Genomic DNA, 25,290 nt, shown 5'->3' with positions numbered 1-25,290 from the left:
GCACGTCACGCAGATCGTACGGCGTCCGCCGCGGCGAAATGCGCCATCTGGTCGGCGCGGGCCTTGACGAAGGCGGGGCGCGCCGTAGCGCGGGTGACGTAGGCGCGGCAGGCCGGATGTTCCGCCAAACCGTCGAAGCGATCGACGGGGCGCAGCACGTCCGACATCAGGATGTCGGCGATGGAGAAGGAGCCCGCCAGCCATTCGCGGCCGGCCAGCACCGGCTCAAGATGCTTGAGGCGGAGCTTGAGAAAGCCGTCCACGAATTTCCACGCCGGCGTATCGCCCGCATCGCCCATGAACTTCAGCATCGACCATGGCAGGCTTGGCATCTCCACCGAATTGAGTGCGGCGAACACCCACGCGATCGCTTCGCTGCGGCCGCGCGGATCAGTCGGGATCAGCTTTGCGCTGCGTTCGCCGAGATGGAGCAGGATCGCGCCGCTCTCGAAGATCGAGATGTCGCCATCGGTGAGCCACGGCACCTGCCCAAAGGGCTGGTGCGCGAAATGCGCAGCGTCGCGGTCACCGAACGGCACGCTCGCAACGCGATACGGCAAGGCAGCTTCTTCAAGGGCCCAGCGCACGCGAAGGTCCCGCACGAAGCCGCGCGGCATCTCGGGAACCCAATCGAAGGTGGTCAGGGTGAGGTCGGCCATGTGGTGTCTCCGTGCTGTCTGGGCATAGGACGGATGAAGCGGACGCGTTCCGACAGTGATGCCAACTCTTTTGTCGTCGGCGCCGTAACCGGTTAATCTCACCCCACAAACAGGAGGAACTCCGATGCCGTCAGCCTTCTTCGTCGTTCGCGCCACCGTCACCGAAGCCGGCAAGCGCGCCGCCTTCGACAGATGGTACGAGACGGAACATCTGCCCGACGCGGTGAAGGCGTTCGGTGTGAGCAAAGCCTGGCGGTTCTGGAGCCTGGACGATCCCTCACTGCATCAGGCGATGTATCAGTTCGACGACGAGGCCAGGCTCGCGGCGATGCTGAAGGGCGATGCCTTGAAGCAGCTGGTCGCCGATTTCAACCGCGATTGGCCCGACGTGAAGCGCACGCGCGAAACGCTGGTGCTGGCGCAGGAGTTTGGGAAATAGCGCACCGGCGTTGTAGCCCGGCGTCGGGGCTACAAAACCTCTCACTTCGCAACTAACCTGAATGCGGGATTCAGCTTTGGTTCATGTCGTGACCACGACACTGCCTCTGCATCACTTGCTCGATAGCCCAGAGGACATGCCATGGAGCGCCGGAACTTCTTGAAATTTGCAATCGGTGTCGCTGCCGGAGCCGCCGCGTTCACCACCGCCGCACAGGCCGCGCCGCTGGCGCCGCACCCGCTCGGTGATCCCGGCATGCCGCAGCGCAATCCGGACGCTCATCCCGCAGTCACCAGCAGCGATGAAGCGGCGCAATTGAAACCGGAACAGGTGCATTGGCGCGGCCACGGCCACTGGCATCGCCGTCACTGGGGCTGGCGCCGCCGGCGCTGGCATCGCCGCCATTGGTAACCGCTCGTCGATCGACATCGGGACGGGGGATCGCGGTTGCGACCCCCGTTTGATTCGGAGCCGCTTGCAGGAACGCGGACCAACTGTTTGGAGACGTCTCAAAAAGAAAATGGCCGCGCAGGCTTTTGCCGCGCGGCCATTTCGCTATGCGAAAAAAACGAGATCAGAGCGGGCGGCAGCGGCCGGCGTACCAGCGGAAGCCGTAGGGGCACACGCGCGCGCGCGGCACGACCACGACAGGGGCCGGCGCAACCACGATCGGACGGGGGCGGACAACGACCGGACCGCGCATCGGCCGGCAACCGCCATAGGCGCCGCGATGCCAGCCGGGGCCGCAACCGCCGGCGGCGCTGGTCGCCTCGCTGAAACCAACGACCGCGCTGGCGAGCATCACGGCGGCAAACAGGTATTTCATTTGATCTTCCTTCTCGTCTTTGGGGCAGGCTTTGGAGGGCAGGCTTTGGGGGGCAGGATTGGGGGGGCAGGATTGGGGCAGGAGGGCTTGGCGCTTTCGGCGCACAATGAATCAAAAGACACGATTCGACACGTTAAAGCTCGCAACATGCCGACACGACGCGACGCAGATCTGCCAATCATGACCTGAATGAGGCATGAACGTTCCCCACAGGCGCCTCAGGCGACGGCAATGGCGTTAGCGGCCGAGAAAGCCCAGGACCAGCTCCTTGTACTTCTCCGGTGATTCCAGGAAGACGAGATGGCCGGTGTCCGGGATCACCACGGCCCGCGCGTTCGGCATCTTCGCAGCCAGTGCCTTAGCCAGTTCGGCGTTCTGCCCCATTTTCGCGCGCAGCGCCTCCGGTGCGTTCGGTCGGCCCGGTGCGTTGTGGTCGTCGGCACCCATGATGAACAGCGTCGGCTCGGTGATCAGCGCGACCTCGTGCGCCACCGGCTCGCGATAGATCATCTGGCCGGAGCTGACAAAGGCGCGCAGCCAGCGTGGATAATCAGGACTGCCCTTGATGTTGAAGCGGGCGTCGATGAACGGCGTGATCGCGTCCGGCGGCAGCTTGATCGCGTAATTGGTCTGGAGCTGCTTGCGATAGCCTTCGGCCGTGAGCTTGTCTTCGGTCTCGAAAATCTTCTCGGTCGGTGTCGGTGGCACGTAGAGGCGGTAGTCTTCCAGCCCAATTGGGGCCGTCAGAACAAGGTGAGCGACGCGGTCGGGATAGGCGCGGGCGATGCGCACGCCCAGCATGCCCCCGAGCGAATGGGCGACGATCTCCGCTTTTTCGATCTTGAGATGATCAAGTAGCGCCATCGTATTGCGTGCCAGTGTGTCGAAATGCAGCTCACCCGTCGGCTTGGAGGATTTGCCGAAGCCGATCTGGTCCGGCACCACGACGCGGAAACCGGCCTCGCTCAGCATCTTGATGACAGGCGCCCAATAGCTCGACGGGAAATTGCGCCCGTGCAGCAGCACGACGGTGCGGCCGTTCGGCCGCGCAGGCGCAACATCCATATAGGCCATGCTGAGCTGCTCGCCGTCATTGGTCAGAGGCAGCAATTGCACGGGGTAGGGATAGGCAAAGCCTTCCAGCGCGATGCCGTAGGGCTCGCGCGAGGCGGTGTCGGCGGCGCGAGTGGAGGTGAGCGGAGAGGCGATGAGGGCGGCGGCGAGCGCGGCCAAAGCGAAGCGGTTCATGGGAGTCTCTGAAGGTCACGGAACGATCGTTCGCATAAAGACGTGGATGGCCGGGTCAAGCCCGGCCACGACGAGAGACGTCGTTCACACGGACTTGTGTTTATTCCCGCCCATCACCGAACAACGCCGCAAACTGCTTCTCGCCGGTGCGCGTAAAATTCACCACGCGGCTGCCGGGCGTGGCGTCGCGGGCGGCCCATTTCAGCTCGGCGAAACGTTGCATCATGGCGGCACCAAGCGTGCCGGCGAGATGGTGGCGCCGCTCGCTCCAGTCGAGGCAGGCCTTGCAGACCGGCCGGCGCGGATGGGTGAGCATGTCGGGCGAGATCTGCAAATGCTTGGCCAGGAAGCGCTCGCCCTCCGCCGTCAGCTCGATGTCCTGCTTCTTCTGCCTGACTAGGTTTTGCGCGCGCAGGGTGTCGAGCATCTGCACGCCGAGATCGCCGGCGAGATGGTCGTAGCAGATCCGCGCACGCCGCAGCGCCGGATCCTTCGGCCCGGTGCGCACCCGCATATGGCCGGTCCGCGCGGCGAGGCCCGCAAGGCCTTCGAGCACGCCAGCGACGTCGTCGTCGGTGAGGCGATAGTAGCGGTGGCGGCCCTGCTTCTCCGGCTCGATGAGGCCACCGGCCTCAAGCTTGGAAAGATGCGAGCTTGCGGTCTGCGGCGTGATGCCGGCCTCCTGCGCCAGCTCGCTCGCGGTGAGCGCGCGGCCGTTCATCAGCGCCGTGAGCATGTTGGCGCGGGCGGGATCGCCGACCAGCGAGGCGATCATGGCAATGTCTGGGCCTGACTTCATACTTCGATGATAGCCGAAGCATCGCGGTCGGGCAAGCGCGTATTCTTTCACCACGTCGTCATTGCGAGAAGCGAAGCGACGAAGCAATCCAGCATGTCTCCGCGGAGGCACTCTGGATTGCTTCGCTTCGCTCGCAATGACGAAGAAAACAGGAGCTCATCATGTCCGTCACCGTCTTCATCCGCTACCAACTCGATCCGTTCAAGCGCGCGCAGTTCGAGGAGTATTCGAAGCGCTGGCTCACCATCATCCCGAAATGCGGCGGCGACCTGATCGGCTATTTCATGCCGCACGAGGGCACCAACAACATCGCGTTTGCGCTGATCACCTTCGAGAGTCTGGCCGCTTACGAGGCCTATCGCGCCCGGCTGCGTCAGGATACCGAAGGCATGGCAAACTTCCACTTCGCCGAGGAGCACAAATTCATCCTCGCCGAAGAGCGCACGTTTCTGCGCCAAGTGATCTTGTAGGTGGTATTATAGGCCATCAATGACAGGAGAGATGCCCATGATTGCCGTGATCTTCGAGGTTTGGCCGAAGCCGGAACACCGCCAGGATTATTTCGACCTCGCGGCCGACCTCAAGCCCATCCTGCAAACCATCGACGGCTTCATCTCGGTCGAGCGTTTCGAGAGCCTGACCGACAAGGGCAAGATCCTGTCGATATCGTTCTGGCGGGATGAGGCGGCGGTTCAGGCGTGGCGCAACACGATGGAGCACCGGCGCACGCAAGCGAAGGGCCGCGCAAAAATCTTCGCCGATTATCATTTGCGTATCGCCAGCGTCATCCGTGACTACAGCATGAATGATCGCGAGCAGGCGCCGAAGGACAGCCGCGCGGTGCACGACGCGCACTAGCGCTCGCGGCGGCACGTCCCCATCTCTGCGCGATCGACAAGGGAGAAAAACATGCAGGTGACAATTGCTGACAAGCGCGCGACCTTCAGGAAGCTGCACGAGAGCGGCTGTTTCATCCTGCCCAATCCGGTCGACGTCGGCAGCGCCAAAGCGTTGCAGCATCTCGGTTTCAAGGCGCTTGCGTCGTCGAGCGCGGGCTTTGCATGGACCGTCGGCAAGGCCGACAACCGCGTCTCGGTCGAGGACGTCTGTCAGCATCTGGCAGCATTGAGCTCCTCCGTCGACATCCCCGTCAACGCCGATTTCGAGGGCGGCTTCGCGGTCGAACCCGACAAGGTCGCGGACAATGTCGAGCGCTGCGTGCGCACCGGCGTTGCCGGTCTCTCGATCGAGGACTCCACGGGCGACAAGGACAAGCCGATCTACGAGCGCGCGCTCGCGGTCGAGCGTATCAGGGCTTCGCGGAACGCGATCGGTGACAGCAACACGCTGCTGGTGGGCCGCTGCGAGGCATATCTGTGGGGCGTGACGGACCTCAAGCTCGTTATCGACCGGCTCGCCGCTTACGCCGATGCCGGCGCCGATTGCCTTTACGCGCCGGGCCTGAAGAGCCGCGAGGACATCGCCGCGGTGGTGAAGGCGGTGCATCCCAAACCGTTCAACCTGTTGATCGGCGGCTCCGGGCTGTCATTGCAGGAAGCGGCGAATCTCGGTGTGCGCCGGATCAGCGTCGGCGGCTCGCTCGCACGCGCCGCCTGGGGCGGCTTCATGCGGGCCGCCAAGGAAATGGCGGAGAAGGGCACCTTCGCGGAACTCGGGAGCGGCTATCCCGGCGGCGAGCTCAACAAGATGTTCAGCTAGAGCATGATCCGGAGAAGTGTGCAGCGGTTCTCCCGAAAAGATCATGCTCAGACGGTAGAGGCAAACGAAAACGGCGGGACGTGAGTCCCGCCGCTGTTGCATGTTGTTGCAAATCGTTACTTCGCGCCGTCAGACGGCTTCTGGGTATCCGGGGCCGGCTTGCTCGGCGCGGCGCCTGTGGTCACGCCAGGCCCGGTGTTGGTGCGCGGCGGCGTCACGTCGCGCATGCCGGGAGGTGCCGCCGGATTGGCCGACGGCGCCTGCTGCGCAGTCTGCGTCGCCGGCGCGTTGCTCGCCTCGTTGCCGGTGTGTGTGTTGTTCAGGCCGTAGAATACGGCACCCAGCACCAGCGCAATTGCTACTGCAAACATCGCAACCTTGCCGCTGGAGGCAGGGCCTTCACCAAGCTCGGGATCGGCCTGAAGCTGGGCATCCCGTCGCGCCGCGTTGCGATACTCATCATCGGCGAGATTCGGGCGATACGGATCGTTGGTAAAACGGTCGTCAGCCATCGATTTGGTCTCCTCGATTATTGCGCTCGGACAACCCTCAGGTGCGAGATTCTGTTCCATTCCCCATTATGCTTTCGTCGCATGTTGCCCCCATGCCGGGAATCGGGAACCTGTTCGCCTGGGAACCCGAAGCGTAAGTTCCGTGGCATAGGAAGGAACTGAACGATGTGGAGCTTGCCGCCGAGCGATAGCGTGCTGCACCTGCTGTCGCTGGTCGCGGTCGCAGCGCAAGGCATGAGCGCCGCGCTCGCCGCCGGCCGCCGCAGCATGGACTGGCTCGGCGTCTGCTTCCTCGGCTGCATCACGGCGCTCGGCGGCGGCACCTTGCGCGATCTCTTCCTGGGTCACTATCCGCTGGCCTGGGTGCAAAACCCAATCTACCTCGCGCTGGCCGGCGGCGCCGCTTTCCTCACCATCCTGATGGCGCGCCTCGTGCACCGGCTGAAGGTGGCCTTCATCGTGCTCGATGCCATCGGCCTCGTCGTCTTCACCATGACGGGCTGCGATATCGCCTGGCAGATGGACGCCACGCTGCCGATCGTCATTGTCTCCGGCATGGTGACCGGCTGCGCCGGCGGCGTGTTGCGCGACGTGCTCTGCAATGACGTGCCGCTGCTGTTCCGCTCCGAGCTCTACGCCAGCGTCTCGGTCGTTACCGGCTTGTTCTATGCGACCGCCTTCGGCCTCAAGCTCAACACCGAGCTCTGGACCATTTTGACCTTTATCCTCGGCATCAGCTTCCGCCTGCTGGCGGTGCGCTACAAATGGGAGATGCCGAAATTCGTCTTCACGGAAGATGAGGAGCGAAAGCCCTGACTACGGCTCCTGCTTCCGCGCCTTGGCGACCTGCGACGCCGTCACCAGCGGCGCGGCATTGCCCCAGGAATTGCGGATGTAGTTCGTCACCGCCGCGATCTCTTCGTCGGACAATTGCTTGCCATAGGCCGGCATCTCGCCGGTGTTGGGCGCGCGCTGCGTTGTTACGGTGTGGGCGCCGTCGAGGATGATGCGCAAGGTCGAGGACGGATTGACCGATTGCAGCAGCGCGTTGCCAGGCAGCGGCGGATAGATGCGCGGCGCGCCGGAGCCGTCGGCCTCGTGGCAGGCAATGCAGAGTTTGGCGTAGACCGCCTGGCCGGCCTTCATCTCGGCATCGTCAGGCGGCGTCACGATCGTCTCGCGCCGTGCCGGCGGCAGGCCCTTCAGGTAAACCGCGATCGCACGCACATCGGCATCGCTCATCTTCGAGGTCGAGTTGACGACCACCTCCGCCATCAGCCCGCCGGCATGGCTCCTGGCGTTGCGCCCGCTCTGAAGATATTCGGTGATGTCCTCGACGCTCCACGACTTCAGCCCGGCGCGGGGAGCGCCATCGAGTCTTGGTGCGTACCAGCCGCCGACCTTGTTGCCCGAGAGTGCTTGCGCCTGCTTGTCCGCGCCAAAATAGTTCTTCGGCGTATGGCAGGCGCCGCAATGGCCGAGCCCGGTGACGAGATAGCCGCCCCGATTCCACGCTGCGCTCTGGCTCTGGTCCGGCTCGAACAAGCCGGGCTTGAAATACACCATGTTCCAGATCCGCATCAGGCCGCGATAGCCGAACGGCCAGCGTAGCTCCGGCGGCTTGTTCCGGCTCGTGACGGCCGCGAGCGTTCCGAGATAGGCCCGGATCGCCAGCGTGTCGTCTTTCGTCATTCGCGTGAAATAGGGATAGGGGAACGCCGGATAATAGTTCGAGCCGTCGGGTGCGACGCCGGTGCGCACAGCGCGGGTAAAATCGGCATCCGTCCAGGCGCCAATGCCGGTGTCGCGGTCCGGGGTCAGGTTCGGCGCGTAGATTGCGCCAAAGGGCGTGTCGATGCGCTTTCCGCCCGCGAACGGTTTTGCGGGATCAGCGGTGTGGCAGCCCGCACAATCGCCGGCCTCAACCAGCACCTTGCCGTAGGCGATCAGCTCCGGCGACGGCTCTGAAGCGAGGGCCGCGCTCGTAACCGCACTGCACAACGCCAGACCCACGAGAGCCAAGCCAGCCAGAATCGTCCGCATCGAAAGCCTCTCCTGCGACCCATCGACGTCGTCCCGCGTGACGGGGGCGTCAATTCGTTTCGCGACGGCGGGGGTATCGTGACACAAATTGACAATCGCCGATGCCATTGCAGCCACGAAATTGCGATTATCACCCGGCGCCGTCTCTGGGCCAGATTTGTGATGCGGACCGTGAAATATCCGACATAGAGTGGCAAAGATGGTCGGCGCGCCCTAGCTAAAAACAACGGGCAGGCAACGGCTTAAGCAGCCAAGCGCTCAAAAGGGCGGAAGAGGACATAATGGGCATCAACCAGGGTCCGATCAGTCTCGATCAGAAATACACCCAGGACACGGGACATATTTTCACAACCGGCATTCAGGCGCTGGTCCGCCTGCCGATGGCCCAGATCCGGCGCGACCGTGCCGCGGGGCTGAACACCGCGGGCTTCATCTCCGGCTATCGCGGCTCGCCGCTCGGCGGCTATGACCAGCAGCTCTTCGCCGCGCGCAAGCATCTCGAGCAGTACAACATCAAGTTCCAGCCCGGCGTGAACGAGGATCTGGCCGCGACCGCGGTCTGGGGCTCGCAGCAGCTCAACCTCTCGCCCGGCGCCAAATATGACGGCGTGGTCGGCATCTGGTACGGCAAGGGCCCCGGCGTCGATCGCTGCGGCGACGTGTTCCGTCACGGCAATGCCGCCGGCTCCGCCAAGAACGGTGGCGTGCTGTGTCTCGCCGGCGACGACCACGGTGCAAAATCCTCCACCGTCCCGCATCAGTCCGACCACGCCTTCATGTCGGCGCTGATGCCCTATCTCTACCCCTCGAGCGTCCACGAGATGATCGAGATGGGCCTTCTGGGTATCGCGATGTCGCGCTACTCGGGCTGCTGGGTCGGCATGAAGGTGATCACGGAGACGGTGGAGACCACCGCCGAGATCGACCTCACGGACGAGATGACGCCGTTCGTGATCCCGACCGATTTCGAGATGCCCGAGGGTGGCCTCAATCTGCGCTGGCCCGACGACCGCTTTGCCCAGGACCGCCGGCTGCAGGACTACAAGGGCTTTGCCGCGATCGCCTTTGCGCGTGCCAACAAGGTCAACCGCATCACCATGGATTCGCCGAACGCCCGCTATGGCATCATGGCGTCCGGCAAGAGCTACGAGGATATCCGGCAGGCGCTGCGTGAGCTCGGCATCACACCCGAGGTCGCGGCCAAGATCGGACTTCGATTGTACAAGATCGGCATGCCCTGGCCTCTGGAGCCGGAAGGCGTCAGGCAATTCGCTGTAGGCCTCGAGGAAATCTTCATCATCGAAGAGCGCCGCGAGATCGTCGAGAATCAAGTGAAGCAGGAGCTGTTCAACTGGCGCGACGATGTCCGTCCCCGCATCATCGGCAAGATGGACGATCACGACAAGCGCTTCCTTCCCTTTGCCGAAGAACTCAGCGTCGCCTCTTTGGCCAGTTCGCTGACCGAGCGTCTGCTTCGACTTGATCTCAATCCCGAAATTGCAACGATGCTGCGTGCCAAGGCCGATTGGTTCAACGGCCGCCAGGCTTCGCAAATGCAGGCGACCGCGCCTGTCGCCCGCACCCCGTATTTCTGCTCCGGCTGTCCGCACAACACTTCGACCAAGGTGCCCGAAGGCAGTCGCGCCTTTGCCGGCATCGGCTGCCACTTCATGGCGTTGTGGATGGATCGCTCCACCGAGACCTTCACCCATATGGGCGGCGAGGGCGTGCCGTGGGTCGGCGTTGCCCCCTTTACCAAGGAAGAGCACGTGTTCGCCAATCTCGGCGACGGCACGTATTTCCACTCCGGCAGCCTCGCGATCCGCCAGGCGGTCGCCTCCGGCGCCAACATCACCTACAAGATCCTCTATAACGACGCGACCGCGATGACCGGCGGCCAGCATGTCGACGGCGAATTGTCGCCCCAGCAGATCACCTTCCAGCTCCACAGCGAAGGCATCCGCGAGATCTATCTGGTCTCGGAAAATCCCGACGCCTATCCGGCGAGCGAGATCGCGCCCGGCGTCAAGACCGCGCATCGTGACGAGCTCGACGCGGTCCAGAAAACGCTGCGCAAGGTCAAGGGCGCCTCCGCGATCGTGTTCGTGCAGACCTGCGCCGCCGAGAAGCGCCGCCGCCGCAAGCGCGGCACGCTGGAGGATCCGGCGCGCCGTGTGCTCATCAATCCCGCGGTGTGCGAAGGCTGCGGCGACTGCTCGGTGCAATCGAACTGCATTTCGGTCGAGCCACTGGAGACCGAGTTCGGCCGCAAGCGCGCCATCAACCAGTCGACCTGCAATAAGGATTATTCCTGCGTAAAGGGCTTTTGCCCGTCCTTCGTCACCGTCGATGGTGGCAAGATGCGCAAGCGCGCGCCGGCGGGCGTCGGCGATATCGGCGATCTGCCTGAGCCGGCGTCGCGCCCCAATTTGGACAAGCCCTACAACATTGCGGTCGGCGGCGTCGGCGGCACCGGCGTGCTGACCATCGGCGCGCTGCTCGGCATGGCCGCCCATATCGAGGGCAAGGCCTCAATGATCCTCGACATGTCCGGTCTGGCGCAGAAGGGCGGGGCGGTGCTCAGCCATGTGCGCCTGTCCGACCATCCGGCCGAGGTGACTTGCTCGCGCATCGTCACAGGCACGGCCGATGTCGTGCTCGCCGCCGATGAGGTGGTCGCGGTCGCGAAGGACACCATCTCGCTCTGCGACACCAGCCGCACCCGCGGCATCATCAACAGTCACGTCATTCCCACCGCCGACTTCGTCCTCAACCGCGACTTCAACTTCCAGACCCGCAAGTTGAATGGGCTGCTGGAAACGGCGCTGCACAAGGACTCCGTGTTCTTCGACTTCACCAAGCCGGCGGAGCAGCTGCTCGGCGACAGCATCGCCACCAACATGATGATGATGGGCTACGCCTATCAGAAGGGGCTCTTGCCGTTGTCAGCGGAGTCGATCGAGCAGGCGATCGAGGTCAACGGCGTCTCGATCAAGATGAACAAGGAAGCTTTCCGCCTCGGCCGTCTCGCGGTCGCGGACCCCCAGCGTCTCGCCGGTATGTTGAAGGGAACGGACGAGGTCATCGCGCCCAAGACCCTGGACGCAATGACGCTCGACGAGATCGTCGAGCACCGCGCCAAACATCTCACCGCCTATCAGAACGGCCGGCTGGCCAAGCGCTACCGCAAGCTGGTGGACCAGGTCAGCGAAGCCGCCAGGCAGGGCGGCTATGACGAGGCGCTGACTCGCGCCGTCGCGGTCAACTACGCCAAGCTGCTGGCCTACAAGGACGAATACGAAGTCGCGCGCCTTTACACCGACGGCGCGTTCGAAAAGCAGCTCCGCGACCAGTTCGAGGGCGACTTCAAGTTCAGCTTCAATCTGGCACCGCCGATCCTTAGCCGTGGCGTCGATGCGCTCGGCCGCCCGAAGAAGCGCGCGTTCGGCCCGTGGATGCTTCCGATGTTCCGCGTGCTGGCGAAATTCAAGGTGCTGCGCGGCACGCCGCTCGACATCTTCGGCCGCAGCGCCGACCGCAAGCTCGAACGCGACCTGATCACCGGCTACGAGAAGGACGTCGCCACCGTGCTCGGCCTGTTGTCGCCGCTCACGATCGACACCGCGGTGGAGCTGCTCTCGTTGCCCGACCGCATCCGCGGCTACGGCCCGGTCAAGGAGAAGGCCGTCGCGGACGCCAAGGCCCGCTACGCCCAGCTCGCCGCGGATCTTGCCAACCCGCCGCCCGTGCCGAGGCAGATCGCGGCGGAGTAGAACTTTGCAGGGTGGGTTCGCTTAACCCACCCTGCGAAATCCTGTTTGAAATCAACCACCGTTCTACTGTGCATGGGGTTGTTTTCGATAAAAACGGGCTTTCGATAAAACGAAACCACTTGTGCCGTCGGGCAAAACACCTTTACGACCTTGACCGAACGAAGCTCTCGTGCCCCGAGCGCGGCAACGTTGAGGCGTTGCAACGCGTCCGGGACACGGGCGCATCATTTGCGCCAAGCCGCCGCCCTCTCGCCCGACGGAATATTTCCGCGCTTGCCAATCAGGCCACCGCGGTTCAGAAAAACGGAGCAAGAAGAAACGCCAGCGGAGACCTGAAGTTTTGACCATCAAGGGCAAGGCCTACATTGCCGGGATTTTTGAACACCCGACCCGGCATGCGCCGGACAAATCGACCGCTCAGCTTCATGCCGAGGTCGCCAAGGGCGCGATCGAGGATGCCGGGCTCAGCAAGGACGATGTCGACGGCTATTTCTGCGCGGGCGACGCGCCCGGCGGCGCCTGGCCGATGGTCGATTATCTCGGCTTGAATACCAAAAAGCTCCGCCACGTCGATTCCACCGAAACCGGCGGCTGTTCCTACATCATCCATCTCGGCCACGCCGCCGAGGCGATCGCCGCGGGCAAGTGCTCGATCGCGCTGATCACGCTGGCAGGGAAACCGCGCACCGGGGCGATGCCGCCGCGTGCGGCCGGCGCCGAGGCCGATTTCGAGATGGCTTACGGCGCGACCACGCACAATGCCTACGGCATGTGTGCCATGCGCCACATGCACGACTATGGCACCACCAGCGAGCAGCTCGCCTGGATCAAGGTCGCGGCTTCGCATCACGCGCAATACAATCCGCATGCGATGCTCAAGGACGTCGTCACCGTCGAAGACGTGCTGAACTCGCCGATGATCTCAGATCCGCTGCATCGCATGGATTGCTGCGTCGTCTCAGATGGCGGCGGTGCGCTGATCGTGACCACGCCCGAGATCGCCAAGAGCCTCAAGAAGCCGCTGGTCAGACTAATCGGACATGGCGAGGCCATGAAGGGCCCGCGCGGCGGCAAGGATCTCGACCTCACTTACTCGGCCGGGATCTGGTCCGGCCCGCGTGCGTTCGAGGAAGCCGGCATCACGCCGAAGGACATCAAGTACGCCTCGATCTACGACAGCTTCACCATCACCGTGCTGATGCAACTCGAAGACCTTGGCTTCTGCAAGAAAGGCGAGGGCGGCAAGTTCGTCGCCGACGGCAATCTGATCTCGGGCGTCGGCAAGCTGCCGTTCAACACCGACGGCGGCGGCCTCTGCAGCAATCATCCCGTCAACCGCGGCGGCATGACCAAGATCCTTGAGGCGGTCCGGCAGTTGCGCGGTGAGGCGCATCCGAAGGTGCAGGTTCAAAACTGCGATCTCGCGATCGCCCACGGCACCGGCGGATTGCTGGGCGTGCGCCACGCTGCCTCGACTGCTATTCTGGAGCGCGTGTGATGAGCGAGACAAAGAAATATCCGGCCCCGGCGACGAACCCCGAGACCGCCGCGTTCTGGGACGCGGCCAAAGAGGGCAGGTTCATGATCAAGCGCTGCACCGCCTGCGGCGAAGCGCACTACTTCCCGCGCGCGATCTGCCCGTTCTGTTATTCGGACAAGACGGTGTGGGAGGAGAGTTCGGGCGAAGCCACGATCTACACTTACAGCTTGATGCGGAAGTCGCCGACCGGTCCTTACGCAATCGGTTACGTCACGCTGAAGGAGGGACCTTCGCTCCAGACCAACTTCGTCGATTGCGATCTCGAGAAGCTGAAGATCGGCCAGAAGGTGAAGGTGGTGTTCAAGCCGACCGATGGCGCGCCATTGCCGTTCTTTACGCCGGCGTAGGACGGTCCTCATCCTGAGGGCTTGCGAAGCAAGCGTCTCGAAGGATGGCCACGACAAAGAAAGCGTTTCGGGCATCCTCATGGTTCGAGACGGCGCAAGAGCGCCTCCTCACCATGGGGATGAGAACCATCCGGAAGGAAACACACAAAATGTCCGCCAGATACGAAGAGCTCAAAGGCCTGAAAAACATCGGCCAGAAATACGCCTACAGCGATCGCGAAGTCATGCTCTACGCCTACGGCATCGGCCTCGGCGCCGATCCGATGGACGAGAACGAGCTTGCCTTCGTCAACGAGGGCACGTTGACGCCGCGGCCGCTCAAGGTGGTGCCGACGTTCGCCTCCGTTGCGGCGTGGGGCGCAGGGCCCGGCGAAATGAACCTCAATCGCGTGATGGTGGTCGACGGCGAGCGCGACATCACCTTCCACCAACCGCTGCCGGTCGCCGCGCACATCACCGCCGATTCCTCCGTCGTCGAAGTCTACGACAAGGGCAAGGACAAGGGCGTCGTCATCAGCCATCAGACCGTGCTGAAGAACGAGAAGGGTGAGAAGCTGGCAACGCTGGTCGCCTCGCGCTTCGCCCGCGGCGATGGCGGCTTTGGCGGGCCGAACCTGACCCAGCCCGATCCGCACAAGATCCCGTCGCGCTCACCCGACAAGACCATCGACATCGTCACGCGCCCCGACCAGGCGCTGGTCTATCGCCTCTGCGGCGACCGCAACCCGCTGCACTCCGATCCCGAATTTGCGAAGAAGGCCGGCTTCCCGCGCCCGATCCTGCACGGCATGTGCACCTACGGCATCACCTGCCGCGGCGTGCTCCAGACCTATGCCGATTACGACGCCTCCGCCTTCCGCCAGCACGTCGCGCGGTTCTCCTCGCCGGTCTATCCCGGCGAGACCGTGACAATGGACCTCTGGAAGGACGGCAACACGATCTCGTTCGAAGCCAAGGTGAAGTCGCGCGGCGTCACCGTGATCAAGAACGGCAAGACGGTGCTGGGTTAGGGCGGTCTCGTGCCCCGGACGCAGCGCAGCGCTTCTTCAGCGGTGCGCTGCAGAGCCGGGGTCTAGCGAGCCCAAGCAAAGAAAGAGCTGGGTCCCGGCTCTGCGACGCAGCGTTGCACGCTGCATCGCGTCCGGGACACAAAAAAACAACAGGGAGACGCCACCATGGGACTACTTGACGGCAAGGTCGCGCTGATCACCGGCGCGGGCGGGGGGCTCGGTGAGGCCTACGCAAAGCTGTTTGCGCGGGAAGGGGCGTCCGTCGTCGTCAACGATCTCGGTGGCCCCCGTGACGGCTCCGGCGCCGACAAGTCGATGGCGCAGACAGTGGTCGACGCGATCAGGGCCGATGGCGGCAAGGCGGTCGCCAACGGCGCCGACATCTCCAGCATGGAGGGGGGCCAGTCGCTATTCGACGACGCCATCAAGCATTTTGGCCGCGCCGACATCCTGGTCAACAATGCGGGCATTTTACGCGATCAGACCTTCTCCAAGGCCAGCGAGTCCGACTGGGACAAGGTCATCAAAGTGCATCTGAAGGGGACCTTTTGTTGCACGATGCCGGTGTTTCGCTGGATGCGGGAAAACGGCGGCGGCGTCATCGTCAACACCTCCTCGACCTCGGGCCTGATCGGCAATTTCGGCCAGACCAATTACGGCGCGGCCAAGGGCGGCATTTGGGGCCTGTCCAACGTGCTGGCGATCGAGGGCCGGAAATACAACATCCGGATCTGGACGCTCGCGCCGGGCGCGCTGACCCGCATGACCGCAGACCTGCCCCGCTATAAGGAGAACCCCGGTGCGGCGCTGGGGCCGGACGGCATCGCGCCGGCCGTGCTATACATGGTCAGCGATTTGTCGGGCGATCAGACCGGCAAGGTGCTGGGCGTATCCGGGCCCCGCGGCGTGCGCGAAATGCGGATGATGGAGATGGACGGCTGGAAACCACCGCACACGGGCTGGAACGCACGGGACATCGCTGAGCATGCCAAGGAGATCTTCTTCTCCGAGGAGCAGATCAAGATGGGCGCGCGACGGTTTTAGGCCATGGTCTCCCGGACCCCGCAACGCGCGAGCCCGGGGATCACGAACAAAGGATACAGGGACTGATGAAACTCACTGCCGACGCCAAGGGCACCTTCGCAATCGCGCCGACGCCGTTCCACGACGACGGCCGGATCGACGAGCGCTCGATCGACCGCTTGACCGATTTTTACGAGGAGGTCGGCTGCGACGGCGTCACAGTGCTGGGCATCCTTGGTGAGGCGCCGAAGCTCGATGCCGCCGAGGCCGAACAGGTGGCGGTGCGCTTCGTCAAGCGTGCCAAGAAGATGCAGGTGATCGTCGGCGTCTCCGCGCCGGGCTTTGCCACCATGCGCTCACTTGCCAAAGCATCGATGGACGCCGGTGCGGCCGGTGTGATGATCGCGCCGCCGCCGTCGCTCCGCACCGACGACCAGATCGTCGGCTATTACAAGCAGGCGGCCGAGGCGATCGGTCCCGACGTGCCCTGGGTACTCCAGGACTATCCGCTGACCTTGACTGTGGTGTTCACCCCCGCCGTGATCCGCAAGATCGTCACGGACAATCCAAACTGCGTGATGCTCAAGCACGAGGACTGGCCGGGCCTGGAAAAGATATCGACGCTGCGCAGCTTCCAGAAGGACGGCTCGCTGCGACCGCTCTCGATCCTCTGCGGCAATGGCGGCACGTTCCTTGATTTCGAGATGGAGCGCGGCGCCGACGGCGCCATGACCGGCTACGCCTTCCCCGAGCTTCTGATCGACATCGTGAACCTCTCGAAGGCCGGCAAGCGCGACGCCGCGCATGATCTGTTTGACGCGCATCTGCCGCTGATCCGCTACGAGCAGCAGCCGGGTGCAGGCCTTGCCGTGCGCAAATACGTGCTGCAGAGGCGCGGCATCATCGCCTCCAGCGCCCAGCGCAAGCCCGCCGCGACCATCACGCCGGCGGCAAAGGCAGAGGTCGAGTACCTGCTGTCGCGCGTCGCTCGAATCGACAAGCGCGCCAATCTTGGGCCGCAATCCAGCGCCGCAGGTTAAGTTGAATGGCCGAGGCCTCAGCATCACGTCCCGCGTCGACGATCCTCCTGCTGCGCGACGGCGCCGCAGCGAAGGAAATCGAAGTCTTCATGATGGTCCGCCATCATCAGATCGAGTTCAATTCGGGCGCGCTGGTGTTTCCCGGCGGCAGCGTCGATGCCGGCGATCAGGAGATCGTCAAGCGCTCCGACCTGTATTCGGGCGGCGAGGGCCTGAGTGAATCGGACCGCGGATTTCGTATCGCCGCGATCCGCGAGACCTTTGAGGAGAGCGGCATTTTGCTGGCACGGTCGAAGGATTCGGGCACGCCTGTTGACGCCAAGCGCGCCGGCGAGATCGCCGATGCGCATCGCGTCGCGCTCAACGAGCACAAGGTCAGCTTCCTAAGCATTCTGGCCGACAACGGTCTCCAGCTCGCGCTCGATACGCTCTTGCCTTACGCGCACTGGATCACGCCCGAGGGCATGCCAAAACGTTTCGACACCTGGTTCTTCCTCGCCGCAGCCCCGCCCGACCAGCTCGGCGCGCATGACGGCCGGGAATCGACCGACTCGATCTGGGTCTCCCCGCGCGAGGCAGTTGAGGGCGGCGAGAGCGGCCGCTTCAAGCTGCCGTTCCCGACCACACGTAATTTGATCCGGCTCGCCAAGCAGTCGAGCGTAAGCGCGGCGCTGGAGCACGCCCGCGGCATGTCCGTCGTGACGGTGATGCCTGTCATGACCAGGACCGAAACCGGCCGCCAGCTCCGCATCTCCCGCGAGGCCGGCTATGACGGCGAGGTGTTCGAGGTTGGGGCGGTCGGCTAGGACACTTCGATACACAACGAAGTATTGGCGAGGGCAGACGCGCTAGTTTCCGTCCCTGACAACGGAACGGAGCGCGCGACATGGACAACCGGCAGGACAACAATGTCGCCGTCGAGCTGGCGCTGCTGGTCGCGCTCGCAACGCTCTGGGGCGGCTCCTACACCTTCATCAAGCTCGGCGTTGCCACCATTCCGCCGATCACGCTGATCGCAGCGCGCACCACGATTGCGGGCCTGCTGCTGCTCGCGATCATGTGGGCGAGGGGCATCAGGATGCCGACAGACGGCGCGACCTGGCAGCGCTTTGCCTTCCAGGCCGTGCTCAACAGCGTCATTCCCTGGACGCTGATCGCCTGGGGCGAGCGCCATCTCGACGCGTCGCTCGCGACCATCCTCAACTCGGCCGCCCCGATCTTCACCTTCCTGCTCACAGCCATTGTGACCCGTCACGAGGCGACGACACCGCGAAAGCTGGTCGGTGTGGTCTCCGGCATGGCCGGCATCCTGTTGATCGTCGGCGTCGATGCGTTCCATGATATCGGCAGCGGTCTCGTCGCGGAGGCCGCGATCGTCGCCGCCACCATCTGTTATGCCTGCGCCGCGATCTTCGGCCGCAGCTTCAAGGGCCTCGATCCCATGGCGCCGGCGGCCGGCTCGCTGCTGGCGGGGGCGGCTGCACTGATCCCGGCCTCGCTGATCATCGAACAGCCCTGGACGCTGTCTCCCTCCCAGAGCTCGGTGCTGGCGCTGCTCGCGCTTGCGACCTTCTCGACCGCCGCGGCCTTCATGATCTATTTCCGCCTGATCCAGACCCTGGGCTCGGTCGGCACCACCGCGCAGGCCTATCTCCGCGTGCCCATCGGGGTTGCCATCAGCGTCGCCTTCCTCGGCGAGAGCCTGAGCCGGACCGCCTGGATCGGCCTTGCCTGCGTCGTCCTCGGCGTTGCCGCCATGACCATCCCGGCTCGGCGGCCGGCCAGCGTCAAAACGTCATAAAGCCGGGGCCAAGAAAGACGGCGGGGCTGCAATATTAAGGATATTCGGCGGCTGACGCGTGTTCCCCCGGGGCCGCAATACGTCGTATATTGCGCCTCCAGCAGCCCCGGTCCTCAAATCACGAATGTCCGCCGAATTGACGCCGACCCCTGAGAAAAAGCGAACATTCTCGCTCTCCATCGGCCAGCTCACCTTCGGCAGCTTTCTTCTGGTGCTGGCGGTGATCATCGTCACCTCGGCCGCGAGCGTGATCGCGATCCGGCACATCGACACGACCTTTGCCGAATTGCAGCGGCTCCAGAGCGTCGGCGACCTCGCCGAGGACATCGACCGCCGCATGAACGAGTTGCGGCTCGCCGCGCGCGATTTCGTCACCGACCCCGGCGCCGGCACCCAGTTCAAGCAGGTGGGCGAGGCGGCCTCGACGCTCAGCGACATCCTGAAGAAGACCCGCATCGAGCTTGCGCCCGAGCAGCAGGACATGATCGACGGGGTCACCGAGCGGCTTGCGACCTATCGCAGCGGCCTGGAGCGGATCTCGACGCTGATTGATCGCCGCGCCCAGCTGCTCGCCGGCCTGCCGCCGCTGCGCGACCAATTCGATGTGGCGGTCGCGGGCACCGCCGACCGCGAGCTGGCCTCCCGCCTGTCGGAGGCGCAGAGCCGGATCGCGCTCGGACTGCTCGCGCGCAATCCGTCCGCGGCCGAGCAGGCGGCGCAGAGCATGCGGGCGATGGACATCGGCGATGCCAGGCTGAAATCGTCCGTCAATAATTATGCCGGCGCCATCATCGCGGTCGCCGTCCGTGAACGGCAGATCGCCGATATCGATCGCGAGGTGCTGGGAACCGAGGGCCGGCTGATCGGGCGCGTCACCGAATTGCTGCGCGAGGTCAGTGCCCGGCGCGGCCACGTGCTGTCGCGCGACTTCGCCCGGACGCTGACGGAGGCGCGCTGGCAGAGTATCGTGCTCGGCACCATCGGCGTGCTGATCGGCATTCTCGCGGCCGGCTTCGTGGTGCGGCGGACGGTCCGTCCGCTCGCCCAGATCGCACGGTCGATCCGCGCGCTCGCAGCAGGCGAGAAGAATACCTCGATCCCGTCCGCCGACGTCGACAACGAGATCGGCGACATCGCCCGCGCGGCCGAAGTGTTCCGCCGCGCGCTGGAGGAGGCCGACACGGCGCGCGAGGCAGCGGTGCGCGCGCTGACCGAGCAGCGCCTCGCCGAAGAGAGCTACCGAAAACTGTTCGAGGGCTCGGTCGACGGCATTTACGTGACGACACCGGCCGGTGATCTCCTCAACGCCAATCCGGCGCTGGCGCGGATGATGGGCTATGACAGCCCCAAGCAGCTCATCGACAGCATCGACGACATCGCCCACACCATCTACGTCAATCCCGAGGCGCGCGTCGAATATCAGCGGCTGATGGCCCGCGACGGCATCGTGCGCGAGTTCGAATACCAGGTACGCCAGCGCAGCGGCAACATCCTGTGGCTGTCCGACAGCGCCACCGGCGTCCCCGACGAGGCGGGCAACATCGTCCGCTACGAAGGCACGCTGCGCGACATCACCGACCAGAAGCGGGCGGAAGACGCCATCGCCGAAGGACGGCGCCTGCTCCAGCAGGTCATCGACACCGTGCCGGCAGTGATCAACGTCAAGGACCGCGACCTGCGCTACGTGCTGATGAACCGCTACATGGCCGGCATCTTCGGCATCGAGCCCGGCGATGCGCTCGGCCGCACCACGGCGGATCTGATGTCGCGCTACGGTGCAGCCAAGACCGACGAGAACGACAAGCGCGTGCTCACGCTTCGAAAAGGTCTCGGCTTCTACGAAGAGGAGTACAAGGATTCTTCCGGCCACATGCGGCAATGGCTGGTCAACAAGCTGCCGCTGCTCGATATCGAGGGCGAGATCGAGCGGATCGTCACCGTGGCGCTCGACATCGGCGAGCGCAAGCGCGGCGAGCAGGAGATGCGCAAGGCCAAGGAATCCGCCGAGACCGCGCTGCGCAATCTGCGCGAGACCCAGGCCTCGCTGATAGAGGCGGAAAAGCTGGCGGCGCTCGGGCGCCTCGTCGCCGGCGTCGCCCACGAGGTCAACAATCCCGTCGGCATCAGCCTCACGGTTGCCTCCGCGCTGGAGCGCAAGACCGCGATGTTCACCGCCGAGGTCGAGCGCGGCGAGCTGCGCCGCTCTACGCTCAACGACTTCCTTCACACCAGCCGCGACGCGTCCTCGCAGCTCGTCTCCAATCTCAATCGCGCCGCCGAGCTGATCCAGTCGTTCAAGCAGGTCGCCGCCGACCGCAACTATTCGGATCAGCGCAGCTTCGATCTCGGTGACCTCACCGAGCAGGTAGTGATGAGTCTGCGGCCCGGCCTGCGCAAGCACAATTTGACGCTCAATGTCGAATGCCAGCCTGATCTGACCATGAACAGCTATCCCGGACCGTACGGCCAGGTGCTGACCAATCTGTTTCTCAACGCGGTGGCGCACGCTTTCCCGGACGGACGGCCGGGGACCATCGACATCCAGGTGCGCGAGTCCGGCAAGGACAATGTCGAGATCACCTTCTCCGACAATGGTTGCGGCATGTCGCTCGACGTCCGCCGACGTGCATTTGATCCGTTCTTCACGACGCGGCGCGACCAGGGCGGCACCGGACTCGGGCTGCACATCGTCTACAGCATTGTCACGAACCGGCTCGGCGGACGGCTGGATCTCGATTCCGAGCCGGGCAGCGGCACACGCATCCAGATCATCCTGCCGCGCGTGGCGCCGCTCGAGCAGGCCGCGGAATAGCTGGAGCGTTTTCGGGCGAAGTGGATATCGGTTCGCGAAGAAAACGCTTCAAAACAAAATATGGAGCTTCGGTTCTGATTCAATCAGAACCGATAATGCCCTAGTCGGCCTCTGCGAGCTTGTGCAGCGTCGCGCCGAAAATCTGGCTGGCCTTGCCGACCAGCGCGGTGCCGGTCATGTCCCCGCGCGTCTCCGTGAAGGTGCCGCTGACGCCGATGCCGACCGCGGCAGGGCCACCGAACAGCGGATTGTCGTCACCCCGCGGCGAGGTATGTCGCTGGACCAGCACCTCGCCCTTGAAGGTGTTGTCCTTCACCGTGTAGCTGCCGGTGTAATAGAGGTAGGCATCGCCGCCAAGAATCTTGCCGTCGCGGAAAAGAATCACGCCGCTGCCCTTGCCGGCGCGACCATCGAGCAGGTTCACGTGAATCGAATAGAGGCCGTTCTTCATAACGTCCCGAGGCCGGCCGCCATCGCCCAATGGCGTAACCGGTAGGGCATTTATGCCAAAGCGCATCCGCTCACGCAACGCGGGAGTTTGGCCGCCGGCCGTGCGGGCCTGCCCGTGAGCCGTAGTTGTCCCGGATTGTCTATGAGACTGTCATGACGGTCTGATCATGAAGCGAGGCCTGTCGTTGCTAATCAGGTTGGCCCGCGAAATGCATAACTATCGTTGCACTGGCCGCGGGGTGCTGGAGCAAGACAAACGTGAGCAACGGGATCGATTCCGGCGGCGAATGAGCCGCGTCTGCACAGTGCGCGTCCCACGATTTGCGAAACACGACAACGGCGGATTGGCGGCGCGGCACGCTGGCGAAACGTGGCGAGCCTCCGCTTGCGCCTTGGCCCTGATTGCGCTCGCAGCCCCCTCCGCGCACGCGCGAGACCGCGACCAGTTCGTCAACACCAGTGCCGAATTGAAGGCCTGGTTCGACGGACTGCGCAGCGGCGAGGGGCCTTGCTGCTCCGATGCCGACGGCTCGGCGCTCTCGGACACCGACGCGCCGTTCAGGTATATTTCTTGTCGCGCTCGAGCAGCTCGATGGAGATGCCTTCGGGGCCGCGGATGAAGCAGATGCGGACGCCGGGGCGGATCGTGGTCGGCTCGCGCGTGAAGGTGACGCCCTTGGCCTTGATCTCGGCCGCGACGGCGTCGATGTCCTTCACCGTGAGACCTAAATGGTCGAGGCCCTGGTGCGGGTGCGGCGGCGGGGGGTTGACCGCATTGTCGCCCTCGAGCGGTGCAATGAAGATTTTTGCGCCACCGAGATTCACGTCGATCCGTCCCGGTGCGTGCACGATCTCGCCACCGAGGATGTCCCGCAACCAGGCCGCCGTAGCCTCCGGATCGGGGCTGCGCAGATGGACGTGATCCCAAGTGACGACTGGCATGTCATGTTCTCCCGACGTGTCTTCGATGTTGCGGCGCATGTTAGCGGCCCCGGCCGGTGACCGCCACCGCCCTTGCCGATTCGATAGCTGCGCGGGAACCTTAGTTGGTCTTCCAGATTAAGGTAAACAGTGGCCGGGTCCGTCGTCGAACGTGCTTCCGCCGCTATCGGTGATGCAATCATGAATGCTGGGTTTGACCGCATCGGGTTGAGGCGTTTCGCCGGAACCGGCGAGCGACTGGCACGGGCCGTGACGATCGCGAGCGTCTCATTTGGGCGGGTCCTGCTGTGGACGTTGGCGGCCATGATCGTTGGTTGCGGCGTCTGGATGCTGCTCCCACTCTCCAGAGGCAATAGTGCCGAGCCGGTGACGTCCGACGTGGCAGCGGTCGAGACGGCGCCTTCGGGCAAAGCGGCAGAAGCCGTGTCACCGGCTTCCGAAGCTCAGATTCCGGCAATGGCAGAACTCGGTCGGATGAGGATTTCATCGCAGACCTGGCGCCGCGGCGGCCTTGGCTCGAAGGCGCTGGTGACGTTCACGTTGCGAAACGACAATGACTATGCCGTAAAGGATGTCGAGATCGTCTGCGCTTTTGCCCGGCGCGACGGGAGTCATCTCACCGACCGCAGCCGCGTTCTGGCGGACCCGGTCAGCATGAAGAGCCGCAAGACTTTTGCGCGCATTCCCGTCGGATTCGTCAACGTGAATGCCGATCAGGCGAAGTGTTCGCTTGTGGCCGCGCGTCGGGCGTGAGGGCGGCATTTTCCGATAGCGGAAAAGTTACTGTCCTTGGGCCTTGGACCAGAAACTTGGCGTCGCCATTTGAACCGAACGGCTGGGCCAGGAACCAATTGAATGATCGCCTGTTAAGACGGAGAGCCCTCGTGGGATGCGACGGGCGGAGCGCGGCCAATGCCCATCTTTCGGTATTTCATGTTTGTCGGTGGAGCTCTGCTCGCACTGCTGTTCGCGGCGAACTACGTTCTGCCCGCTTCGCCTGTGACGCAGGCTGTCGCAACCGCGAGCAACGAACAGCCATTGATCCGGATCCGGTCCGATCGCCACCTGCCAGAGCGCGTCGTGCTCGATACCAGTCAGCCGACGATCGCCGCGCCTGCGGTGGAGATCGCCGCTGTCGCGGCTCCCAAGCCGCCCGTGGAGGGCGTGTCGCCGGCTTTGGCCGAGATGTCGGCCAAGACACGGGTCCGCGAGACGTTCGCCCAATTTACGCCGGCCGGGAAGGCCGATACCCGCGGAGCCGGGAAGACCGATCCCAAGCTGCAGGCTCCAGCTCATCCCAGGCGCAAGGTCGCCAGAGCGCATCCGGCGCCGCAGCAGGGTCGGCCGATGATGGTAATGGCGCAGCAGCCGCATTTCGGTTTCTTCAACAGCACCTGGTAAGAGCCCGTCTGACCCGTCTCGAATCGGCACCGGAAGGGCTTTTTATTGGCCGGCCTCTCTGCTAATTCGAACTCATCCGAACGTCGTCCGGCCTGCTGGCTCGCAAGCAGCGGTCCTTGGCGTCTCGGTTGCGGCCCATTGCCTGGGCCAGGGCGCTCGTAGCTCAGCTGGATAGAGCATCGGATTTCGATTCCGAGGGTCGGGAGTTCGAATCTCTCCGAGCGCGCCAGAAAGTCACGTAAATTCAAATAGTTGTAGCGCGGTAACAAGCGCCGCCGTCCGGTGTTCGGCCACAGGGTAACGTCCCGGGTAACGTTTTGTCACGTGCGTCCCGCCCGCCTATGCCCCGTAGGGCTTAGCCGCTTTTGCTTCCCGCGGGGCGGGTCCGCAGGAGGCCGTACAGGAGCCGAGGCGACTAGCCGCGCCGAGCTTCAGCGGCGGCTCTAAACCCAACAGGTCGCGTCCGCAACGCCATCTGGTCCAGCAATACCATCATACCGCCAAGCACCTGGGCCTAGGTGGCCCGTTCGCGATCTCATTCTTTGGGTTCGAAGCGCATCCCGTTAAACGAGATAATATCTCGCGTTACTACTTAAGCGGGATCACTCGAACGAGAGAGACGAGAAATGAGCAAACCCCCGAAAGCTGCTGAGCAGCAATCGAAGTCCGAGCAAAACAAGCGCATCGAAGCCCTAGTCGCGATCGCAGACGTCGTGCTCGCATATCAAGACAATGCGAAGCCATCGCTGGGCGAAGTCGCCCGGATTACCAGTCGAGCGAGCGGGTTGCTCCGCATCAAGGGCGACGAGCGAATGGCTATCGAAAACGCCGCAACACTCGAAATCGCACGAGCACGTTCACTGCTGCTGAGCTGATCCATCGAGACGTTGTTCTGGGCCACGGCCT

Annotated in this window: 26 protein-coding genes, 1 tRNA gene and 1 pseudogene; 20 read left to right on the top strand and 8 right to left on the bottom strand. The window is 64.0% G+C overall.

Annotated elements, in window-relative coordinates:
• Positions 1-5: 5 nt before the first annotated feature.
• The gene (locus IVB27_RS25795; protein ID WP_247445955.1) at positions 6-659 is read right to left on the bottom strand and encodes a glutathione S-transferase family protein; all 654 of its coding nucleotides are present in this window, start codon (positions 657-659) and stop codon (positions 6-8) included.
• A 124-nt stretch (positions 660-783) separates the two neighbouring features.
• On the opposite strand from IVB27_RS25795, the gene IVB27_RS25790 reads away from it, so the two are divergent.
• Complete coding sequence (locus tag IVB27_RS25790; protein ID WP_247445954.1) at positions 784-1,098, top strand: hypothetical protein; 315 nt, start codon at positions 784-786, stop codon at positions 1,096-1,098.
• 141 nt (positions 1,099-1,239) lie between these two features.
• Complete coding sequence (locus IVB27_RS25785; protein ID WP_247445953.1) at positions 1,240-1,509, top strand: twin-arginine translocation signal domain-containing protein; 270 nt, start codon at positions 1,240-1,242, stop codon at positions 1,507-1,509.
• 163 nt (positions 1,510-1,672) lie between these two features.
• On the opposite strand, the gene IVB27_RS25780 is transcribed toward IVB27_RS25785, so the two are convergent.
• The 3 genes from IVB27_RS25780 to IVB27_RS25770 form a co-directional block, all read right to left on the bottom strand.
• Positions 1,673-1,924: a GCG_CRPN prefix-to-repeats domain-containing protein gene (locus IVB27_RS25780; protein ID WP_247445952.1), complete on the bottom strand. Its 252-nt coding sequence runs from the start codon at positions 1,922-1,924 to the stop codon at positions 1,673-1,675.
• A 237-nt stretch (positions 1,925-2,161) separates the two neighbouring features.
• Positions 2,162-3,172 carry an alpha/beta fold hydrolase gene (locus IVB27_RS25775; protein ID WP_247445951.1) on the bottom strand — a complete coding sequence of 337 codons (1,011 nt, stop codon included), beginning with the start codon at positions 3,170-3,172 and terminating at the stop codon, positions 2,162-2,164.
• Positions 3,173-3,272: 100 nt separating this feature from the next.
• Entirely contained in the window at positions 3,273-3,971 is a 699-nt protein-coding gene (locus IVB27_RS25770; RefSeq protein WP_247445950.1) for a winged helix-turn-helix domain-containing protein, read from the bottom strand.
• A 161-nt stretch (positions 3,972-4,132) separates the two neighbouring features.
• Between IVB27_RS25770 and IVB27_RS25765 the strand changes: the two genes are divergently transcribed.
• The 3 genes from IVB27_RS25765 to IVB27_RS25755 are packed head-to-tail and all read left to right on the top strand — an operon-like array spanning position 4,133 to position 5,690.
• Entirely contained in the window at positions 4,133-4,441 is a 309-nt protein-coding gene (locus IVB27_RS25765) for an NIPSNAP family protein (RefSeq protein WP_247341245.1), read from the top strand.
• Positions 4,442-4,478: 37 nt separating this feature from the next.
• Positions 4,479-4,829, top strand: coding sequence for an antibiotic biosynthesis monooxygenase family protein (locus IVB27_RS25760; RefSeq protein ID WP_247341247.1), 351 nt, complete (start codon positions 4,479-4,481; stop codon positions 4,827-4,829).
• 51 nt (positions 4,830-4,880) lie between these two features.
• Entirely contained in the window at positions 4,881-5,690 is an 810-nt protein-coding gene (locus IVB27_RS25755) for an isocitrate lyase/PEP mutase family protein (RefSeq protein ID WP_247445949.1), read from the top strand.
• Positions 5,691-5,806: 116 nt separating this feature from the next.
• Here IVB27_RS25755 and IVB27_RS25750 read toward each other — a convergent pair whose 3' ends face one another.
• Positions 5,807-6,202, bottom strand: coding sequence for a hypothetical protein (locus IVB27_RS25750; RefSeq protein WP_247341251.1), 396 nt, complete (start codon positions 6,200-6,202; stop codon positions 5,807-5,809).
• 165 nt (positions 6,203-6,367) lie between these two features.
• On the opposite strand from IVB27_RS25750, the gene IVB27_RS25745 reads away from it, so the two are divergent.
• On the top strand, positions 6,368-7,018 hold the full coding sequence (locus tag IVB27_RS25745; protein ID WP_247341253.1) for a trimeric intracellular cation channel family protein: 651 nt from the start codon (positions 6,368-6,370) through the stop codon (positions 7,016-7,018).
• On the opposite strand, the gene IVB27_RS25740 is transcribed toward IVB27_RS25745, so the two are convergent.
• A complete protein-coding gene (locus IVB27_RS25740) occupies positions 7,019-8,245 on the bottom strand; it encodes a c-type cytochrome (RefSeq protein ID WP_247445948.1) in 1,227 nt (408 codons plus the stop codon).
• Between the two features lie 281 nt (positions 8,246-8,526).
• Between IVB27_RS25740 and IVB27_RS25735 the strand changes: the two genes are divergently transcribed.
• The 9 genes from IVB27_RS25735 to IVB27_RS25695 all read left to right on the top strand — a co-directional run bounded on the left by IVB27_RS25735 (position 8,527) and on the right by IVB27_RS25695 (position 21,591).
• Positions 8,527-12,018, top strand: coding sequence for an indolepyruvate ferredoxin oxidoreductase family protein (locus IVB27_RS25735; RefSeq protein WP_247445947.1), 3,492 nt, complete (start codon positions 8,527-8,529; stop codon positions 12,016-12,018).
• Positions 12,019-12,358: 340 nt separating this feature from the next.
• Positions 12,359-13,516, top strand: coding sequence for a thiolase family protein (locus IVB27_RS25730; protein WP_247341259.1), 1,158 nt, complete (start codon positions 12,359-12,361; stop codon positions 13,514-13,516).
• Positions 13,516-13,905, top strand: coding sequence for a Zn-ribbon domain-containing OB-fold protein (locus IVB27_RS25725; protein ID WP_247445946.1), 390 nt, complete (start codon positions 13,516-13,518; stop codon positions 13,903-13,905). Before IVB27_RS25730 ends, IVB27_RS25725 begins: the two co-directional genes overlap by 1 nt.
• 149 nt (positions 13,906-14,054) lie before the next feature.
• On the top strand, positions 14,055-14,915 hold the full coding sequence (locus tag IVB27_RS25720) for a MaoC family dehydratase (protein WP_247341264.1): 861 nt from the start codon (positions 14,055-14,057) through the stop codon (positions 14,913-14,915).
• Positions 14,916-15,080: 165 nt separating this feature from the next.
• A complete protein-coding gene (locus IVB27_RS25715) occupies positions 15,081-15,959 on the top strand; it encodes an SDR family oxidoreductase (RefSeq protein ID WP_247445945.1) in 879 nt (292 codons plus the stop codon).
• 65 nt (positions 15,960-16,024) lie between these two features.
• Positions 16,025-16,978 (top strand): dihydrodipicolinate synthase family protein, encoded by a 954-nt coding sequence (locus IVB27_RS25710; protein ID WP_247445944.1) that lies wholly within the window; start codon positions 16,025-16,027, stop codon positions 16,976-16,978.
• A gap of 5 nt (positions 16,979-16,983) precedes the next feature.
• Positions 16,984-17,784 (top strand): NUDIX hydrolase, encoded by an 801-nt coding sequence (locus IVB27_RS25705; RefSeq protein WP_247445943.1) that lies wholly within the window; start codon positions 16,984-16,986, stop codon positions 17,782-17,784.
• Positions 17,785-17,864: 80 nt separating this feature from the next.
• Complete coding sequence (locus IVB27_RS25700) at positions 17,865-18,779, top strand: DMT family transporter (RefSeq protein WP_247445942.1); 915 nt, start codon at positions 17,865-17,867, stop codon at positions 18,777-18,779.
• A 124-nt stretch (positions 18,780-18,903) separates the two neighbouring features.
• Positions 18,904-21,591, top strand: coding sequence for a PAS domain S-box protein (locus IVB27_RS25695; RefSeq protein ID WP_247445941.1), 2,688 nt, complete (start codon positions 18,904-18,906; stop codon positions 21,589-21,591).
• A 100-nt stretch (positions 21,592-21,691) separates the two neighbouring features.
• Here IVB27_RS25695 and IVB27_RS25690 read toward each other — a convergent pair whose 3' ends face one another.
• A complete protein-coding gene (locus IVB27_RS25690) occupies positions 21,692-22,042 on the bottom strand; it encodes a GrlR family regulatory protein (protein WP_247348396.1) in 351 nt (116 codons plus the stop codon).
• 257 nt (positions 22,043-22,299) lie between these two features.
• Between IVB27_RS25690 and IVB27_RS25685 the strand changes: the two are divergent.
• Positions 22,300-22,592, top strand: a pseudogene (locus IVB27_RS25685) (hypothetical protein); the annotation flags it as partial.
• Between the two features lie 7 nt (positions 22,593-22,599).
• Here the strand turns inward: IVB27_RS25685 and IVB27_RS25680 are convergent.
• The gene (locus IVB27_RS25680; RefSeq protein WP_247348395.1) at positions 22,600-22,983 is read right to left on the bottom strand and encodes a VOC family protein; all 384 of its coding nucleotides are present in this window, start codon (positions 22,981-22,983) and stop codon (positions 22,600-22,602) included.
• 180 nt (positions 22,984-23,163) lie between these two features.
• On the opposite strand from IVB27_RS25680, the gene IVB27_RS25675 reads away from it, so the two are divergent.
• The 4 genes from IVB27_RS25675 (at position 23,164) to IVB27_RS25660 (ending at position 25,259) form a co-directional block, all read left to right on the top strand.
• The gene (locus IVB27_RS25675) at positions 23,164-23,736 is read left to right on the top strand and encodes a hypothetical protein (protein ID WP_247348397.1); all 573 of its coding nucleotides are present in this window, start codon (positions 23,164-23,166) and stop codon (positions 23,734-23,736) included.
• Positions 23,737-23,895: 159 nt separating this feature from the next.
• A complete protein-coding gene (locus IVB27_RS25670; protein ID WP_247445940.1) occupies positions 23,896-24,384 on the top strand; it encodes a hypothetical protein in 489 nt (162 codons plus the stop codon).
• A 152-nt stretch (positions 24,385-24,536) separates the two neighbouring features.
• Positions 24,537-24,613: transfer RNA gene (locus IVB27_RS25665), tRNA-Arg, on the top strand.
• A 397-nt stretch (positions 24,614-25,010) separates the two neighbouring features.
• The gene (locus IVB27_RS25660) at positions 25,011-25,259 is read left to right on the top strand and encodes a hypothetical protein (protein WP_247445939.1); all 249 of its coding nucleotides are present in this window, start codon (positions 25,011-25,013) and stop codon (positions 25,257-25,259) included.
• Positions 25,260-25,290 lie beyond the last annotated feature (31 nt).

It is taken from the genome of Bradyrhizobium sp. 197, from assembly GCF_023073375.1.
In the GTDB taxonomy this organism is placed as follows: domain Bacteria; phylum Pseudomonadota; class Alphaproteobacteria; order Rhizobiales; family Xanthobacteraceae; genus Bradyrhizobium.
Note: the sequence above shows the minus strand (reverse complement) of the source record. Positions and strands in the feature narration are given on the sequence as shown.

What these genes read in the sequence shown, in the direction of transcription:
- IVB27_RS25690 (WP_247348396.1), bottom strand. Translation starts at nt 22,042, where the DNA reads ATGAAGAACGGCCTCTATTCGATTCACGTGAACCTGCTCGATGGTCGC.
- IVB27_RS25720 (WP_247341264.1), top strand. Translation starts at nt 14,055, where the DNA reads ATGTCCGCCAGATACGAAGAGCTCAAAGGCCTGAAAAACATCGGCCAG.
- IVB27_RS25660 (WP_247445939.1), top strand. Translation starts at nt 25,011, where the DNA reads ATGAGCAAACCCCCGAAAGCTGCTGAGCAGCAATCGAAGTCCGAGCAA.
- IVB27_RS25700 (WP_247445942.1), top strand. Translation starts at nt 17,865, where the DNA reads ATGGACAACCGGCAGGACAACAATGTCGCCGTCGAGCTGGCGCTGCTG.
- IVB27_RS25695 (WP_247445941.1), top strand. Translation starts at nt 18,904, where the DNA reads ATGTCCGCCGAATTGACGCCGACCCCTGAGAAAAAGCGAACATTCTCG.
- IVB27_RS25675 (WP_247348397.1), top strand. Translation starts at nt 23,164, where the DNA reads ATGAATGCTGGGTTTGACCGCATCGGGTTGAGGCGTTTCGCCGGAACC.
- IVB27_RS25670 (WP_247445940.1), top strand. Translation starts at nt 23,896, where the DNA reads ATGCCCATCTTTCGGTATTTCATGTTTGTCGGTGGAGCTCTGCTCGCA.
- IVB27_RS25710 (WP_247445944.1), top strand. Translation starts at nt 16,025, where the DNA reads ATGAAACTCACTGCCGACGCCAAGGGCACCTTCGCAATCGCGCCGACG.
- IVB27_RS25760 (WP_247341247.1), top strand. Translation starts at nt 4,479, where the DNA reads ATGATTGCCGTGATCTTCGAGGTTTGGCCGAAGCCGGAACACCGCCAG.
- IVB27_RS25770 (WP_247445950.1), bottom strand. Translation starts at nt 3,971, where the DNA reads ATGAAGTCAGGCCCAGACATTGCCATGATCGCCTCGCTGGTCGGCGAT.
- IVB27_RS25780 (WP_247445952.1), bottom strand. Translation starts at nt 1,924, where the DNA reads ATGAAATACCTGTTTGCCGCCGTGATGCTCGCCAGCGCGGTCGTTGGT.
- IVB27_RS25680 (WP_247348395.1), bottom strand. Translation starts at nt 22,983, where the DNA reads ATGCCAGTCGTCACTTGGGATCACGTCCATCTGCGCAGCCCCGATCCG.
- IVB27_RS25765 (WP_247341245.1), top strand. Translation starts at nt 4,133, where the DNA reads ATGTCCGTCACCGTCTTCATCCGCTACCAACTCGATCCGTTCAAGCGC.
- IVB27_RS25715 (WP_247445945.1), top strand. Translation starts at nt 15,081, where the DNA reads ATGGGACTACTTGACGGCAAGGTCGCGCTGATCACCGGCGCGGGCGGG.
- IVB27_RS25745 (WP_247341253.1), top strand. Translation starts at nt 6,368, where the DNA reads ATGTGGAGCTTGCCGCCGAGCGATAGCGTGCTGCACCTGCTGTCGCTG.
- IVB27_RS25750 (WP_247341251.1), bottom strand. Translation starts at nt 6,202, where the DNA reads ATGGCTGACGACCGTTTTACCAACGATCCGTATCGCCCGAATCTCGCC.
- IVB27_RS25785 (WP_247445953.1), top strand. Translation starts at nt 1,240, where the DNA reads ATGGAGCGCCGGAACTTCTTGAAATTTGCAATCGGTGTCGCTGCCGGA.
- IVB27_RS25740 (WP_247445948.1), bottom strand. Translation starts at nt 8,245, where the DNA reads ATGCGGACGATTCTGGCTGGCTTGGCTCTCGTGGGTCTGGCGTTGTGC.
- IVB27_RS25705 (WP_247445943.1), top strand. Translation starts at nt 16,984, where the DNA reads ATGGCCGAGGCCTCAGCATCACGTCCCGCGTCGACGATCCTCCTGCTG.
- IVB27_RS25790 (WP_247445954.1), top strand. Translation starts at nt 784, where the DNA reads ATGCCGTCAGCCTTCTTCGTCGTTCGCGCCACCGTCACCGAAGCCGGC.
- IVB27_RS25735 (WP_247445947.1), top strand. Translation starts at nt 8,527, where the DNA reads ATGGGCATCAACCAGGGTCCGATCAGTCTCGATCAGAAATACACCCAG.
- IVB27_RS25725 (WP_247445946.1), top strand. Translation starts at nt 13,516, where the DNA reads ATGAGCGAGACAAAGAAATATCCGGCCCCGGCGACGAACCCCGAGACC.
- IVB27_RS25755 (WP_247445949.1), top strand. Translation starts at nt 4,881, where the DNA reads ATGCAGGTGACAATTGCTGACAAGCGCGCGACCTTCAGGAAGCTGCAC.
- IVB27_RS25775 (WP_247445951.1), bottom strand. Translation starts at nt 3,172, where the DNA reads ATGAACCGCTTCGCTTTGGCCGCGCTCGCCGCCGCCCTCATCGCCTCT.
- IVB27_RS25795 (WP_247445955.1), bottom strand. Translation starts at nt 659, where the DNA reads ATGGCCGACCTCACCCTGACCACCTTCGATTGGGTTCCCGAGATGCCG.